12 protein-coding genes are annotated in these 16,088 nt (G+C 48.4%); 8 read left to right on the top strand and 4 right to left on the bottom strand.

Features of this window, described 5'->3' with window-relative positions; all coding sequences use genetic code 11:
• Positions 1-242: 242 nt before the first annotated feature.
• Both AC0QH1_RS20615 and AC0QH1_RS20610 read left to right on the top strand, forming a co-directional pair.
• Entirely contained in the window at positions 243-797 is a 555-nt protein-coding gene (locus tag AC0QH1_RS20615) for a peroxiredoxin (protein ID WP_324633187.1), read from the top strand.
• Between the two features lie 234 nt (positions 798-1,031).
• Positions 1,032-1,535, top strand: a complete 504-nt coding sequence (locus AC0QH1_RS20610) for an MntP/YtaF family protein (protein ID WP_324633186.1) — start codon at positions 1,032-1,034, stop codon at positions 1,533-1,535.
• 19 nt (positions 1,536-1,554) lie between these two features.
• Here AC0QH1_RS20610 and AC0QH1_RS20605 read toward each other — a convergent pair whose 3' ends face one another.
• Positions 1,555-2,538 (bottom strand): GntR family transcriptional regulator, encoded by a 984-nt coding sequence (locus AC0QH1_RS20605; RefSeq protein WP_324633185.1) that lies wholly within the window; start codon positions 2,536-2,538, stop codon positions 1,555-1,557.
• 738 nt (positions 2,539-3,276) lie between these two features.
• On the opposite strand from AC0QH1_RS20605, the gene AC0QH1_RS20600 reads away from it, so the two are divergent.
• The gene (locus AC0QH1_RS20600; protein WP_324633189.1) at positions 3,277-4,026 is read left to right on the top strand and encodes a dienelactone hydrolase family protein; all 750 of its coding nucleotides are present in this window, start codon (positions 3,277-3,279) and stop codon (positions 4,024-4,026) included.
• Here the strand turns inward: AC0QH1_RS20600 and AC0QH1_RS20595 are convergent.
• The gene (locus AC0QH1_RS20595; protein WP_324633184.1) at positions 3,997-4,128 is read right to left on the bottom strand and encodes a hypothetical protein; all 132 of its coding nucleotides are present in this window, start codon (positions 4,126-4,128) and stop codon (positions 3,997-3,999) included. The genes AC0QH1_RS20600 and AC0QH1_RS20595 overlap by 30 nt on opposite strands.
• Before the next feature lie 75 nt (positions 4,129-4,203).
• On the opposite strand from AC0QH1_RS20595, the gene AC0QH1_RS20590 reads away from it, so the two are divergent.
• The 3 genes from AC0QH1_RS20590 to AC0QH1_RS20580 all read left to right on the top strand — a co-directional run bounded on the left by AC0QH1_RS20590 (position 4,204) and on the right by AC0QH1_RS20580 (position 8,834).
• On the top strand, positions 4,204-6,492 hold the full coding sequence (locus AC0QH1_RS20590; protein ID WP_324633183.1) for a hypothetical protein: 2,289 nt from the start codon (positions 4,204-4,206) through the stop codon (positions 6,490-6,492).
• A 219-nt stretch (positions 6,493-6,711) separates the two neighbouring features.
• Positions 6,712-7,614 (top strand): S1 RNA-binding domain-containing protein, encoded by a 903-nt coding sequence (locus tag AC0QH1_RS20585; protein WP_324633182.1) that lies wholly within the window; start codon positions 6,712-6,714, stop codon positions 7,612-7,614.
• Between the two features lie 497 nt (positions 7,615-8,111).
• Entirely contained in the window at positions 8,112-8,834 is a 723-nt protein-coding gene (locus AC0QH1_RS20580; protein WP_324633181.1) for a PEP-CTERM sorting domain-containing protein, read from the top strand.
• A gap of 142 nt (positions 8,835-8,976) precedes the next feature.
• On the opposite strand, the gene AC0QH1_RS20575 is transcribed toward AC0QH1_RS20580, so the two are convergent.
• Both AC0QH1_RS20575 and AC0QH1_RS20570 read right to left on the bottom strand, forming a co-directional pair.
• Positions 8,977-11,274 (bottom strand): GumC family protein, encoded by a 2,298-nt coding sequence (locus tag AC0QH1_RS20575; protein ID WP_324633180.1) that lies wholly within the window; start codon positions 11,272-11,274, stop codon positions 8,977-8,979.
• 15 nt (positions 11,275-11,289) lie between these two features.
• Entirely contained in the window at positions 11,290-12,819 is a 1,530-nt protein-coding gene (locus AC0QH1_RS20570) for a polysaccharide biosynthesis/export family protein (protein WP_324633179.1), read from the bottom strand.
• Between the two features lie 453 nt (positions 12,820-13,272).
• Between AC0QH1_RS20570 and AC0QH1_RS20565 the strand changes: the two genes are divergently transcribed.
• Positions 13,273-14,208: a hypothetical protein gene (locus tag AC0QH1_RS20565; protein WP_324633178.1), complete on the top strand. Its 936-nt coding sequence runs from the start codon at positions 13,273-13,275 to the stop codon at positions 14,206-14,208.
• A 159-nt stretch (positions 14,209-14,367) separates the two neighbouring features.
• Entirely contained in the window at positions 14,368-15,834 is a 1,467-nt protein-coding gene (locus AC0QH1_RS20560; protein ID WP_324633177.1) for an O-antigen ligase family protein, read from the top strand.
• Positions 15,835-16,088 lie beyond the last annotated feature (254 nt).

Genomic DNA, 16,088 nt, shown 5'->3' with positions numbered 1-16,088 from the left:
TGTTGCTTGATGCGATCCGCAGCCGAATAGTCCCAACCGCGCTTGCACCTCCGAGGTAAAAAATTCGTTACCTCACCCATATCAGAACTGCTATAAGTATTTCTCGGGTAGTGTCCAGGGGAGAAAGAGGCGAGGAGTCGGTGGCGATATCGCCCCTCCCCGGATCCGATGCCAGAATCCACGCTTTGCTGAGCCAGCGTGTAAACTTATGTAAAGAAACGCTTTTCTAGGACTTAATCCCAATGTCCCGTTGCAATTTTTTCCGCATTCTGTTTGCCGGCATTCTGGCATTCCTCGCCGGGTTCACCCTTGCTCCCAGCGCCCACGCTTTGGGGGGTCAACTCCCACCCGTGGGGGAACCCGCGCCAGAATTCACCCTACCCACCAATACCGGGGAGGGGGAAATTTCCCTTTCCGACTATCGCGGGCAATGGGTGGTGTTGTACTTTTATCCGAAAGACTTTACCTCGGGTTGCACCATCGAAGCGCAGCGCTTCCAACGAGATTTGCCCAAATACCGCGATCGCAACGCTCAAATTCTCGGGGTGAGTGCCGATTCGGTAAACTCCCACGCCGAGTTTTGCGATGCGGAAGGGTTAAAATTTCCCCTATTAGCCGATACCGATGGCGCACTCAGCAAAGCTTACGGGTCTTGGATTGCGCCGATGTCCATGCGCCACACCTTTATTATTGACCCGGATGGCATTTTGCGCGAAACCTTTCTCGGGGTCAGACCGACAATTCACAGTACCGAAGTGCTGGCGCGGTTGGATGAATTGCAAAACACCGCGAGTTAATGGAGAAGAATTGAGAAGTGGGCGATTGAAATCGCGCCTTTGCATGCTTGCGATCGCCGACGCTGAGTGATTCGTTTTGCGACTATTTCTTCGGATATAATATCAATTCTCAATGTCAGCATTGCCGAGTTTCGATTTCTACTCCCCCGCCGCCTCAATTCTCAATTCTCCCCGCCCGCTAATGGGTGTGGGGGGGGGAAGGGGGCCGAGGGGGAATTGCGTTACCCTAAGATTGTGGAATTTCCTTCAAGCAATATGGAATTGGAACCGAAACCGATACCCGAACAATTGCCGGAAACCCTGGATTTTGCGGAGGATCCAGAAAGGGAACCGCTAGAACTGCTGCCGGTGCGAGAAGGTACGGTGCAGTTGGAACAACCCCGGAATACCTGCTTGCCGGTGGCGGTGAGTGACGCCAGGTCAGAGGACCTAGAGGGCGATCGGTGGGGGGTCGAGGAGATAAAATTCGCGCTAAAAAATATTACTGATGAGGAATTGCAACCCGCCCGAGTTTACGTAGGGCTAACGTTTATCGGGTTTTCGGCATTGCTACTAATGTCGCTACTGTTTTACATAAAAGCGATGCACCCCGGACTGACATTCGAGCAAGAAATGCTGCGATATTGGCATCAATATATTGGGTTTGTGTGTTTGGGGGTAGCGGGGATGATGATGGTGGGGAGAGAAGCGATGCGAGGCGATCGCAATATGGAAGAAAACACCCGGTCGCAAAAGTAGCGATCGCCCGATTATCTCATCATTCCAACCCCAATTCCCGCTTGAGCAAATTCAGCGATTCCGACCCAATGTAATTATCGGTTTTCAACACCCGAGGCGCGCGAATCAAGTCCTCGCGCGATGCTTCGATCGCCGCTTTAATCTTGTCATAACTGGGCGGATCGCAAACAATCGTATGGGCGGTGCGAACCACTGCTTTCAACTTGTACTTATCGTCCGGTTGACTGGTCATTACCAGCACATCCTCGCCGCGCAAGCTGTGGATAATGACTTCTGCCACCCGCATAATCCCGGGGCTGAGACAGACGATGCCAAAAGAACTATTGGGCGGTAATTCTTTTACCAGGGACAATTCTTCGGCATAGTCGTAGGTATCGATGGGGATAGTGCGGACTGCTTTCGGTCCAGCGATCGCCTCAGCGCGGGAGAAAAAGTAGCGACTGGTAACCACCGTCCCGGTAGGGGTTTGATCCAGGGCTTCCGCGAGTTGTTCCAGGGGCACCAACTGCACCGGAATCTTCAATTCCGCCTCAATTTCGTGCGCCATCAATTGCCCCGCGCCGATATCGTGAGTGGGAGCCGTCACCAGCACCCGGGCACTGCAGCGCAAGCGCCAGTCGATTTCGGTTAAAAACAATTCCCGCGCTTGGTTGAGAGAGCATCCCTGATGCAGTAACTCATCCAAGCTATTTTTCACCACTTGATAAGCATCGGGATACTTTTGGAACAACGGAGACGAAAGCCGCACCACCCGTTCGTGACTGTCCTCGCGAACGTAAATGCCCGAACCGGCTTGAGCTTCCACCAGTCCCAGGTCTTCGAGCTGACGGTAAACCTTGCTGATGGTATTGCGATGCAGACCCGTCTGCATGGCTAAAGCGCGGGTACTGGGCAACTTGTCTCCTGGCGGAATTTGCCGAGAGGCGATCGCAAAGCGGATTTGGTTAAACAACTGAGTCGATGCAGGAATTTCGCTATCGGTCTTGATCTGAAATTGAACCATTCTAGGCACTCCAGGGCACTGGCATAAAGCGATTAGCGAGCAGCGCTTCGATCCCGGTGGAAACCCGGGCAACGCTGCTCTATTTTATGTTCTATAAATTAAATCGGGCATTTGTCGAGCAGGGGATTCCCCCCATAGGTGACTCGCCCCCTATACCGTTCTCTGACTCACTGCAATATTCTCTTCGTGTCATTAATTTAGCCTTGACATCGGTCAATCCCCGAGAGTTCCATCCCCTTGTTTTTTCTAGATAACCCGCAACATCAAAGGGACGAATGAGGTGCTGTGCGCTAAAGCTACCGGAGCGATCGCCAATGATGAACCCCACCGAATTGCCAATAGAATTGCCTTTTGCTGAAGCCCTTGATTGCGAGCATAAAAGCCGTCAGCAACCCTTCTGTTTTTGCGGTTATTTTTGGTGAGCGACTGACCCGAAATCGAGGTTTTATTCTGGTTGAATTATAACTTAAATTCTCCGCAATAATCCCTCGACACAGAGCAGAAGTGAAGCGGGGCAGCACAGAAGTCAGGGGAAATCTACAGAAATGGTGTGGGCACAGGAGAGGAGGCGGGGAAAAATCGGCGGTGGGGCGTGACGGATGGCAGGAAAACGGCTTATTTAAAAAAATAAGTAAAAATACAGTATCGCCCCACTCTGGGGCTTATGTCATAGTAGAGCGGGTGCAAAATCGCAGTAAATTAAGAAGCGAGAGCGTAAAAAAAGCGAATGCAATGAGTATGGTAGACGTACAGATAAAAAGCGATTGGGTGAAAGTTCCCAACCAGGACTTGCTCATCTCTGCGTACCTGTCCCAACCGATGGGGGTCGGACCATTTCCTGCTGTCATCGTGTTCCAGGAAATTTTTGGCGTCAACGCCCATATTCGGGAAGTGACCGACAAAATTGCCAAAATGGGGTACGTGGCGATCGCCCCTGCCCTTTATCAACGCACCGCCCCCGACTTTGAAGTCGGCTACACCGACGAAGATCTGAAAGTGGGGCGAGAGTACAAAGAGCAAACCAAAGCCTCAGAACTGCTTAGCGACACCCAAGCTACAGTGGAATACCTCAAAACCCTGCCTTCCGTGAAAAAAGACGGCGTAGGCTGCATAGGGTTTTGCTTTGGGGGGCATGTGGCCTATCTTGCCGCCACCCTGTCCGAGATTCAAGCCACCGCCTCCTTTTACGGAGCCGGCATCGTGAATTGGTGTCCCGGGGAAAGCGAACCCACCCTAACCCGTACCGGAGAGATTAGCGGCACGATTTATCTCTTTTTCGGAACCGAAGACCCCTTAATTCCCAACGACCAACCCGATCGCATCGAAGCGGAACTTAACAAACAGGGAATTCGTCACCGGGTATTTCGATACGAAGGGGCTACACACGGTTTCATCTGCGACCAGAGAGAAAGCTACAATCCCGAAGCGGCAGCAGATGCCTGGACGCAGGTGGATCGGCTATTCGCCGAGACCCTGAAATCCGGTTAAATCCTTCATCGATATGTCCGCAGGAGTTGCGATCGCCCGGGTGGATTTGCGGCGACCCAGTGCAACACAAAAGGGCGATCGCTGTAACTCCTGTAGATTCATTCCCACAACGCCACCGAGGACGCAATTTCTCCATCCCTTCCTTTTTTTTAAATCTATCTTAAATAGGAAACAACCATGCCAGACGGTGTTCTACTCGAACAACCACTTCCCCCTCCAGAAGAAGACTTCTTCGCTCCAGAATTTTATCGGCTTGCCAATCCAGACTTGCGCGGTCTTAGCGAAGATGAGCTTTTATCCCACTTCCTAGAGCGAGGCGTGGCAGAGGGGCGCAGATTTTTACCCATTTTCGATCCGAACTTTTATCGCCGCGCCAATCCCGAGTTAGCCAACTTAACCCCTCGGGAACTGTTCGACCATTTTATCAGCGTCGGCTTAGACCAAGGACGCAGATTCTCCCCGGTTTTCGATATCGATTTCTATCGGGAAAATCTCGAAGATCTCAATCCCGAACTGATCGACCAGCTTACCCCGGAAGTCGAGCCACCGGTATCGGATTTAATCGAGTTCGACCCCAATCGACCGCTACCACCGACGCTGAATGAAAATCTATTTAATCTGTTTCTCGAAACCCAACTCAACATCGATACCGATTTAGATGTTGAAAGCTTACCTATCGAACCGGGGGAGATAGCCTCCGTTAACTATAGCCCCTATTTCGACCCGATATTTTATCTGAGCAGCAATCCCGACCTAGCCGAACTGTTTGGGCCGACCAATCGACAAAAAGCTTTAGAACATTTTGTCCTGCAAGGTATTAATGAAAATCGGCGATATTCTCTGATTTTTGACCCGACATTCTATCTGGAAAATAGCCCAGATTTGTTGGCGGCTGGTCTGTCTAGAGAAGAAGCGCTGCTCCACTTTGAATTGATAGGCGTGTTCGAGGGACGTCGCCCTTCCCTGAATTTCGATCCGGAATTTTATTTAAACGAAAATCCAGATTTGCGGGCAAGAGGATTAACCGAACAACCGGAATTAATCGAGCAATATTTACAGGAAGGATTGCAAGAGGGACGGCGATCGTCGTTGTATTTCGACCCGGTGGCGATCGATGCGTTAGTTATTCCAGCAGAAACCGCAGAAGACGCGCAAGAGACCAACGGCGAAGACACTCCTTCTGCGGCGCAGACCCTCCAAGAGGAGACATTTGTCAAGTGGAATACGCCGGTTGGGGGGGTACTGACTTACAGTTTTGTGGATACCGCTAGTGCGTTTTTATATCCAGGGCAGGAAAGTGGCGTGGGTGAAGTGAACGAGGCGATTAAAAATAACGTTCGCCAAATTATGGAGGAGTACGATAAAGTGCTGCCTTTTAGTTTGCTTGAGGTGCCCGATCGCCCGCCGAACACCGGAGAAATTCGCATTCTATTTGCTAACGATCCGCAGTATGCCTATAGCTATGCGCCGGGAATTGGAACCGGGGGTGACATTGTTTTAAGCCGCAATTTTGAAACCGATCCCCAACTGTCGTTTGCCCAAGGGGCGGGAAATTTTGGCTATCAAAGATTAGTTCACGAAATCGGCCATGCCTTGGGGTTGAGACAGCCAAATGTTTATGCAGTGCCTCCCGAGTTCGGAGTGGTTCCCCTACCGGGGCGACCGAATATTGCGATCGCCGAACGACCCACTTTTCCCATTGAAGGCACGCCCCTCCAGTTTTCAGAGGATAACAACAGCAACACGGCAATGAGTTTCAACATTGCCGGCGTAGGAGCCAGTACCCCCATGCCTTATGACATGCGGGCACTGCAATTTCTCTATGGTTTCAGTGAAGGCAACGACGGGAATAGTTTTTACGACTTTGATGGCACCAATTTTGTGGGTCTCAAGCAAACGATTTGGGATGCCGGTGGAATTGATACCCTCGACTTTTCGGATCTGCCGCCCATCGATACTTACTTCTTCGATCTGAATGAAGGGGGTCAAAATACGAATAAAAGTGTGTTAGATGCGGCGACTTACCAGGCAATTAACGATCCGAGCAATGCCGTCTATACCGCGAGCAGTTATGGGACTTATATTGGGTTTGGCACGACGATTGAAAATCTGATCGGCACGCCGGTGAATGATGACATTTTAGGCAATCCAGCAGGGAATGGAATCGTCGGCGGTGCCGGTGCGGATACGATTGTCGGTGCAGAAGGACCAGATACCTTAGCCGGCGGTCCGGGTCGCGATACCTTCGGCTATGCCCCGGGAGATGGTACGGATCTGATTAATGATTTTAATCCGGCTGAGGATGTTATTGGGTTGGCCGCTCCCCTAGAATTTGAGAGTCTCGCCGTGCAACAGGCGGGTGGGGATACCCTGGTGCGAATTGCGTCCACTGGTGAAATTTTAGCCGTGTTGGCAGGGGTGAATGCAGATGTGCTGACGCCGAATAATTTCGTCCCGTTTGGATGAGGGGTTGTTACACTGAAGGCAGGAGTGGAAAGCGCCTGACGGGGGTGAAGAAGTGGAGGGTGTTGTTGAGCGCGGGCGCTTTGGGCGCAACCACCTGGCACCCCATGACGCGCCGAGCGTCGGACAGTGGGCGGCGTCGCTTCGCTCGAATCCCACCGCCCAATCAGGGGTTAGTTAAGTGCCCCATGTATTTGATTTTTGTTTAATTTGTCAATCGCAATGAATTCCGAACAGACTCGTTCTAAGAAGACAGAAGTGTCATTTTCTGCTGAGGATTTTGCTAAAGCTTTGGAAGAACAAAGCTATGACTTTCGCAAAGGGCAGAAAGTGCGTGGGAAAGTGTTTGAATATAGTGGGGAAGGGGCTTATGTGGATATTGGTGGCAAATCCGCAGCGTTTTTGCCACTGCGGGAAGCCTCGGTGTCGCCAACGAGCGATTTAGCGGAAGTGGTTCCTTTGGAAGAGGAACGGGATTTTTTGATTGTCAGCGAACCGAATGCTGAGGGTCAGGCGATCGTCTCGATTCGCCAGATGGAGTTGAAGAAGGTCTGGGATCGATTGGCTCAATTGCAAGAGAGCAATGAATCGGTGCCGGTGCGCGTGACGGGGGTGAATAAAGGGGGCGTGACTGTTGATGTTGAGGGGTTGCGGGGGTTTATTCCGCGATCGCACCTGATCGAGCGCCATAATTTGGAGCAATTGGTGGGGGAAAATCTCAGTGCGAGTATTTTGGAAGCCGATCGCGATCGCAATAAGTTGGTGTTGTCGCAGCGGTTACAAGCTCGCGCCAAACGGATCCAATCCCTGCAAGTTGGGGACTTGGTTGAGGGGAAAGTGGTGAATATTAAGCCGTTTGGAGTGTTTGTGGAGTTAGATGGCGTCACGGCGTTGCTGCACATCAAACAGGTGAGTAAAAATTATGTGGCGTCTCTGAATGAGGTGTTTGAAATCGGTCAACCGATTAAGGCGATCGTCACCGCTGTGGATGAGTGGAAAGGCCGGATTTCCTTGTCTACTAAGGTTTTGGAGAATTATCAAGGGGAAATGCTGGAGAATATGGATGAGGTAATGGCTACTGCCGAGAAGCGCCAAGAGAAGGCTAATGCCAATCTTTTGGAGTAGGTAAAGTTACTGGTGACCTGCTGAGGGAATTTGAGTTCAAGTTCTCCTCGGCGTCGGGGCGGGTTGAGAGTCGAGGGGAAAACCTCCAAGATTTATTGGAATAACCCGCCCCTTTTGATATAGGAAGGTTTATGTCTGGGAATTTTTTAGGGCATCTCTGGCGGCGAGAGAAGGGTGGGCGATCGCGTGTTGGTGTCCCACAATGCCTTGGATAGAGCAAGGGGCGGCGTCTTTGCAGAAGCCCGGGAAATTTTGGCGAGGAGAGTTTAAATGAGCTTCACGAAGATCGGGAGAATTATGAAGAGTCTTTAAAGTTGTGATCTCGATCGTTCCACCTTAGCAGAGTTAGTGTCTAAGATAGAATCAGGAAAAGCGAGATGCCAGGATCTAAGATGAGGGTCTGGCGATCGTCCCCAGGCATCTTCTAAATTTTAAGACACACAGCCTCAATCGCACTGACAGATTTTCAATTGTAGCTAAAACAAGCGAGGGAAACAATGAACTTACAACGACGCATTATAACGGCAGCGGCTGGAGCAGCGGCGATCGGTCTGCTTTCCGCCGGCTCGGCGCAAGCTTTTACCTTTGGAAACGAGGGAATCTTGTTTGAGGAAGATACCACTCTCAACTTTGAATTCCTTCAATCTCACGGTTACTGGTACGGTGACTTTGGCGTTAAAAATCTATCGAGTGGTATGGAAACCATTCTGATTTCTGAATCACTCAATGTCGATCCGGGCAGTGGGGTAAGCAACGACAACCTGGGAACGGAAGGTGTTGATAAAGCAGTAGAATATGAAGAAGGCTTGGCCAATTTCACCTTCAGTGAAGGCACAGAATACACTTTTTTCCTAAACAGCTACGATAAAATAGATGGCACCCGTGGAGAGCTTACCCGGACCGTTTATTCCACAAGTTCACTCAATCCCAGTTGGTGGGATACCTCGAAAACCATAACAGAAAATGACTACGACGACAGTTTCAACGGTAGAACTGTAAATGCTCGCGATCGGGTCTTGTTTGAAGGGGATTTGTTCAGCGGACTGAACCTGTTCTTTGAAGATAATGGTATTGCCGGCGACAATGACTACGATGATTTTATAGTATCCGCTAGCGCAGCAGAAGTTTCAGTACCAGAACCTACCATGTTACTGGGTTTAGGAGTGGTAACTGGGGCAATGGCATTCTCCCGACGTCGTAAAGAAAAGCAAGCCTCCTAAGTTCAAGTTAGGAGAGGAGTTTATAAGCTCGGCAAGTCTTTTCTACCTACTGAATGCCTAAAGACACAGAATCGATTATAGTTATAAATGCCGCACTTTCAAAGTGCGGCATTTATTATGGAGGTGGATTCTAGCTGAAAGTTTAGCCTTTGATTTGATTGGTCACTACACCCAACACTGGAGACCCAGAAATTTTTAATCCATCTAATGCTTGCTTTACTGAAGAACGATCCGTCTTAGCCAGTCCCACCACTAAAATAAGACCGTCAGTTTGAGAAGCAAGTATGCTACCATCTGCCAGTCCGAGCAGGGGCGGACTATTATAGATTACGACATCGAAAAAGTCTTGAAATTGCTCCATCAGAGAGTGCATTTTTTTTGAAGATAGGAGCTTGATGGGATCGTGCGACAGTGAACCTGAGGTCAATACAAACAAATTGGGATTTGCATCAGACGGTCGCTGAATGATATCGTTGAGACTAATATCAGTAGAAATGGCATCGCTGAGTCCCCGGAGATTGGGTATGTTTAGTTGAGTATGGATTTGCGGAGAGCGAAGATCCGCATCCACCAGCAAGACCCTCTGACCGATCGCTGCAGCTGTATGAGCCAATTGTAAAGCCACGGAAGACTTTCCATCTCCAGGTTCGGCTGCAGCAATCACAAAAGAGTGAATAGGGAAACCTGAACTGAGCAAACGAATATTGGTATGTAAAGCTCGGAAAGCTTCCAATAATGCAGAAGCATGGTGGACTTGAGCAGTCGTTAGCAAATTACCAGCCCCCAGATGTGGTGCGGGGTGACTCGAACTGCCTAAGACCGCGTTAGCAGGAGCAAGCTTTTTGGGTTTTTTTGTAGCTTTTTTCAGTTCTTTGGCAAAAGGAATCACACCGAGTACGGGTAGTTTCGTTGCGGCTTTTACTTCGGCAGGAGTGTGGAAAACCGTGTGAAGTACCTCGACTAAAAAACCCACCCCAATCGCTAGCAGACTGCTTAAAATAACCACCACAGCTAACTGCCGCTTGGTTTGCGTAACAGTAATAGAAAGGGGGTTGCCCGCCGCGTCGCGGGGCACGTTAGGCGGATCGATGAGTTCCCAAGGTACTTCATTGCGAGCAGCATCCACGCGCAATGCTTCTCGTTTCGATAAAAAGTCCTGAAGGCTATTTGTCGCCACTTCTAATTCTCGTTGTAGATCGGCATACTGGCGTGAAACTAATGGCAATTCTCTCAGTTTTTGATTCAATGCCGTTTCAGCTTCAGCAAGACTTTGCTCCCTAGCCTCGAGTTCGCGTAATTGACTTTCAACCTGTTTGACAATCGATCGAGCAGCTTGACGCGCCTGAAGATATAAGTTATCCAGCTTCTCGCGTAGAGTCACCATTGGCTCGCTGTCGTCTAGAAAAAGGGCTGACTGCAAAGCCATCTCGGTTTCTAGCTTTTGGATTTGTCCGATTAAGGTTTCGTAGGCTTTCGGCTCTCGGGATAGAATGGTAACGGGATTGTCTTCTCTTAATTGTGTTTGTAGGTTGGCGTAGAGGGTTCGCTGCTGCTGGAGTTGTGCAATTAGGTCTACTCGCTGTCTCTGAATAATCAACGAATGTTCGTAAAGATATCTATCTGCCAAATCCGGATTCATCAAGTTGTACTGTTGGCGCAGCTTTTGCAAATCTGCTTGCAGAGTATCTACTTTTTCACGCAGCTCTGGCAAGCTATCATTAATAAATTTAATTCCCTGGCGCAGGCTTGTCATGCGCTCCTGGAGGCTGTACTCTAAATAAGCATCAACAAGGTGGTTTAAAACCACTTCAACTTTTTCTGGATTTGGATCTTGATAACTGACCACTAAAATTTTGGTACCTTGCTCGTTCGCTCCTTTTCCCACAGTAATGCGCCTCATCTTTATATTACTGACGAGAGGCCCGTATCTGATTTTTGGATATTTTGCTTGTAATTGGGCGATCGCAGGCTCCATTAGTTTTGGACTTCGCAAAACACGAATTAAAGTTTGGTAGTCCACCAAGCTCGTTTCTTCTATTCTGGCTCGTTGGAGCTCGCTCCCTGTATTTGGGCCTTGAGCCATAATGTATTGTCTGGCTAATCGACCTTCAGCAGTAATCGGCTCAACCAAAAGCTTAAAAGAGCCTTTATAGACGGGGACAATATTACGAGAACTTCGAACAATGAGCGCACCACCGAGAATGCTTAAGGCCACCGCCACAAATAGCATAATCGGCGCTCTTCTGCGGAGAACGGCAAACAGCCAAGCCACATCGAACTTCTCTTCCTCACTTTCTTCCATTCTTTCGGTGTAGACTGGAGATAATGATTGAAGCTTCTCAGTATTACGTTGGTGGGAAAACTGTTGGAAATGCTGGTTGTAATCCATATTGGCACCTTTAAATTTTTGCTTAAACTCGTCCCCCATGAAATCTTCCAACTTTTTTGCTGGCGCTCATCGCCGACGAGGCAGTCTCAGATAGTCAAATAGTCCAAAGAAGTCAAAAATTCTCAGAAATCCAGTGGCATTCGCACTAAAGCCAGTTGCCGTATTGATGGTGTCAGCAATTGTAGCTAGACCAGATCGGTTGATGACAACGATATCGTTATCGCGGAGAATCGGATTGGTTTGCTCGTTGATTCCGGCATCTAGATCCACCGGGATGATGCGTTGCGACACGGTACCGTTGGGATTAAGGCGAAACAGTTCAACCCTGTCTTGATTTGCCCGGTTGGGATCGAATCCCCCCGCTGCCAACAATGCTTGGTTTAAAGGAGTGTTGGGAGGCAAACTGATATTTCCGGTTCGGACTGCTTCTCCAATGACATTCACTTCGATGGTTTCCGGAGAAAAGTTTGTTCTGGCTAAAATCGCCGCTTCGGTGGGGTTCATTTCAATAGCAGTGGGAATAAAAATGGTATCTCCGTTTTGCAGAATCGGGTCTTGAGTGAAATCCCCCGTTTGTAAGAGTTGCCATAGATTGAGAGTCAGGATTTGGTCGCCGCCGTTGAGGGTGGGTCGGCGCAACTGGATATGACGAATATCCGCATCCGGTTTAATTCCCCCCGCTAGCTGAATGGCTCGGGTCGCAGTTGGCAGACCCGCCGCTCTGATTCCCTGTCCAGTATCCGAGCCGAGGATGGAGTAGGTTCCCGGTCGCTCCACGGCTCCCACCACCGCCACCGTGCGCGGCAGTTCCGTATCTCGGGAAAAGCTTGTGGTGGCCAGTTGGCGCGTTTGTTCCAGGTTGACTTGGGGGGCCGTGGGGACGAAGATGGCATCTCCATCTCGCAAGGTAATATCTTGACTGCGATCGCCGGTTTGTAGCATCGTCCACAGATCGAGGGTGAAAATTTGGTCTTCACCCGCTCTCGAGAAGCGCCGTACCTGGACTTGACGAATATCAGCGGCGAGCGTCACGCCCTGAGCCATTTCTAGAGCCTGCACTACAGTGGGGTATTGAACGCCGGGAATGTTTCCCGCTCCTGGAGTCAGGCGCATCGTGTAAGAACCCGGACGAGTCACTTCGCCAGACACCCAAACGTTGAGGGGACGAGGAGCCACCAGACTCACTGCAATTTTGGGACGCCTGAGTACCTGTCGGTAAGCGGCTTCGATTTTCTGACTCGCTTCTTCTAAAGTTAACCCCTCCACATTGATCGTACCAATTAGGGGCAAGTTCAGTCTGCCATCCACCGGAATTTGGTAGCGATCGCTGTACTCCGGAAGCCCTATAATATTGACATTCACCAGGTCGCCACCGCCCAGGGTGTAAGCGGGCGACGGTGGCAAAGCGGGACCCCTTTGGCTTAGCTCCGGGTAACTTTCTTCTCCCCTCGGTTGCTGCGCTACACTTGGAAAGGAGCAAGCCATCACTGCCACCGCCGACAAGGTTATTCCCATAACTGACGGGATTTTTTTGTGGGGATGTTTTACATTAAAGCGACCCTCAATCCGAGTCCCATCTAACTGTTGCTTATCCATACTTGTCTTTTGGGGTACTATCTACCTACATGACCTTGGTCTATTTAGTCTTCCGGCATCAGTTTTGTTGTTTCCTGGCTTCTTCACCTATTTTATGATAGAATTAGATATCTTGACAACCTTTTCCTGCCCGCCATCAAATATGCTGGTCAAACTGACTCCCCAAATTAGGAGGATAATCTATCTGTCAATTTAATACAAAACATCCAAACCACCGCTGACTTTTCCGCTCAATTTGCTCTTGAATACTCAAAAATAAGCGCCCTATACTGCAGGTTTAAATGGGGTTATTCGACCTTTAAAATTGAAGAATAAGTCAGAGCGATTGAAGCGGCTTTTACATCTCCAGTCAGATAGGCAACTGGTCAAGGACATACAGAAACCTCTATCTTCGGCTAAAAGACTGCATATAAATTTTTTGAACCATCATTTTTGTGAATCCTGGGAGAGCCAATGAATCCATCTACTTCTAGCAGGGTCAGACAGCGTTTTGGCTTAAACGATAGCATTCGCCCCTTGTTTCGCCCGATTTTAGTCTTTCTTTTTGTTATGACGTTCTACCACACTTTAGTGGTGAGTGGAGTGTTGCCATCTAGCGAAGGGCTGAGCATACAGCAATCTAATATCATTAAAGTAGAGCAATATGCTTATAGTCAGTCTCCTTATGAAATCCTGGTAGCAGGAAGTTCGAGGACTGCCAAAATTGAAGCTGACTACTTTGGTAAAGAGCGGGTAGCCAATGTCGGAATACGAGGGGGTTCTTCTCAAACGGGTTTAGAGCTAGTAAAACGCAGTCATAGCAAGCCGTCAATCTTGCTCTTGGAGGCAAACGGAACCCTCATTCAAGGAGTTAATCGGGAACTAATAGAGGCAGCTTATCACCCGATATTGTACTTTATTCGTCTCTATTTTCCGATGTTTAGACAAGAGTATCAGCCCGTTGCAGTCGCTATAGAAATAATCAAAAACTGGAAGGGAATAACTGCTGAAAAAATTGAAAACCAAAGAGTCAATGAGTTACGGAGAAATCCTCAGATGAGAGAAAAGAGGTTAAAGCAGGCGATCGAACAACGTCGAGAGGGGTTAAATGAAAAGCAAAAAAACAAGCTAACTCGCGTTGCCCAAAACCTTAAAAAGCAGATAGTTAAACTTGAAAAGCAAGGAGTACGAGTTATTTTATTCGATGTACCAGGAGATCCGCTTGTAGATAGAACGCCGGAAAGAAAGCAAGAAAAAGAACTGATGAGAAAGCTATTCCCTCCTGAGACTTACGAGTGGTTACCCGAACATCCTTCTAGAGATTGGATGACGACCGATGGAGTTCATTTGATTCGCGCTGATGCCAGAGATTATGCAGCTTTTATCCTCAATTATCTAGGCAGCTTTTGAACGGCTGTTAAAATTAGGAGAAGGGGTAAGCAAGTTTTACCGTTTCTCTGCTGTTAAGGTACTTGCACGAGCCTCATTTAGAGGTAGATACCCGATTCAGCAGAATATTATCAATCGGCTTAGAGCACTTTATCCCTGGCTCGCAGCCAGGGTATTTGGATGAAAGAGTTACTTTTAAACCCGGTTATTTTACTTCTTGTATTGGGGAGTGGTATCGTCTATTTTTTATTATTCTATAACGCGATAAGCTGGAATAATAAGTTGGCGAGTTTAATCGAAGATGCCGCAGTATTTATGTTTTTATTTATGATACCAGGGTTAAGCATAGAACCCTTTCCAAAACTACATCCAATCGGGCTTTATAATCGGCAAAAAACCCTTCCATCTTTAGTCGCTCAAATTGTTTTTTACGCGGCGGTTCTTTTGGTATTATCACCCCAGTTGCGTCGCACCCTGAAAGACTTAATTTATAGCTTGTCAATTATTACGGTAGGCAACCCCTTTTTGTTAGGCTTCATCTTTATGGTGTTAATGTCTGCCTTTTGGTCGGAGACGACAGACTATACTTTAAAAGCGGCGCTGTCTTTTCTATTTATTTCGGTAGTTTCTATTTATATCGGCAAGCGATATAGTTTTGAAAAACTCGATAAAATATTGCGGTTTACTCTAGCGCTCAACGGGATCGTGAGTGCTTATTACGCCCTTGTCGTTCCTTCGGTGGGAATCAATGCAACGAAAAATAGCTGGCAAGGAATCAACAGTCATGCAAATCCGTTTGCCGCGTTGATGGCTTTAAGTTCGGCTTTGTGGCTATTTGAAGCATTGAACAATCCAAAACGTCGTTGGCTTTCGATTGCATTGACTTTATTTTCATTGTATGCATTGGAAAGTGCAAAATCTGCAGGAGCAAAAGTGAACTTTCTGGCTCTAGCAAGCTTGTTATTGGTTTCGCGCTTTCTCAAGCGTTTAAATTTTAGATGGGCCATGTTTACAATCGTCATTTTTCTGGTAGTGGGGATCGGGTTATCGATTGTCGTTACAGAAAATTTGGAAGCAATTGTGGTCGATGGACTTGGCAAGGATTTAACTTTAACAGGTCGGACACCGCTTTGGGAATATTTGATTGTAGAAAAGATATCTTTAAGACCCTGGTTAGGCTATGGGTTTCACGGATTTTGGCAACCTTGGCGCGGTAAGGACAACCCAGCCGCTAACGCCCTCGATGGAAAACTCTGGATGCCTTCCGGAAATGGATATTGGGCACCTCCTCACGCGCATAATGGCTTCATGGAGATTATCTTGGATCTTGGTTTGGTGGGGTTTTCTATCTTTGCTCTATCCTTTATTATGACCTTAGTTGGTGCAGTGCGCTGTCTGGTGCAGAAAAATCCTGGATACAAACAGATTGACTCGATTCTACCAATGATTCTTTTTCTGTATGTAATTTTCCCAAACCTGACGATTAGCCGCCTGACAGAACCAACGGAAATTTGGTGCTTTTACGTGATAGTAGCAGTGGGAACCAGCCTCGACCCGATTAGAAAGCGGTTAAACCAAAAAGAAAGCAAAGAGCGGCCTGACTTACCGATTCCGAGAGAAAATTCATTCGATAGAGAAGCTCGATAACGCATCGCCCTTGGACTTCCCCGACGACCAGTGCAGTGTTCAACGAGACTCCAAGGGCGATCGCCGATGGATCTACCTATCCAACTCCAGAACAGATGCTCGCGCTTGCTTCAACATAGAATAGATGCGAGACCGGCACCTCCGAGGTATCGGGTCGGGTAGCGCGAAAAGCAACGGCACTCCAGGTGGAGACAAATTGGTAGAGATCGGACAGCTCCAAATCATAAAATTTATTTGAGGGTTTAATTTATCGT

This window comes from Phormidium sp. CCY1219 (assembly GCF_055795085.1).
This window is presented reverse-complemented; position numbering and strand designations above follow the sequence as displayed.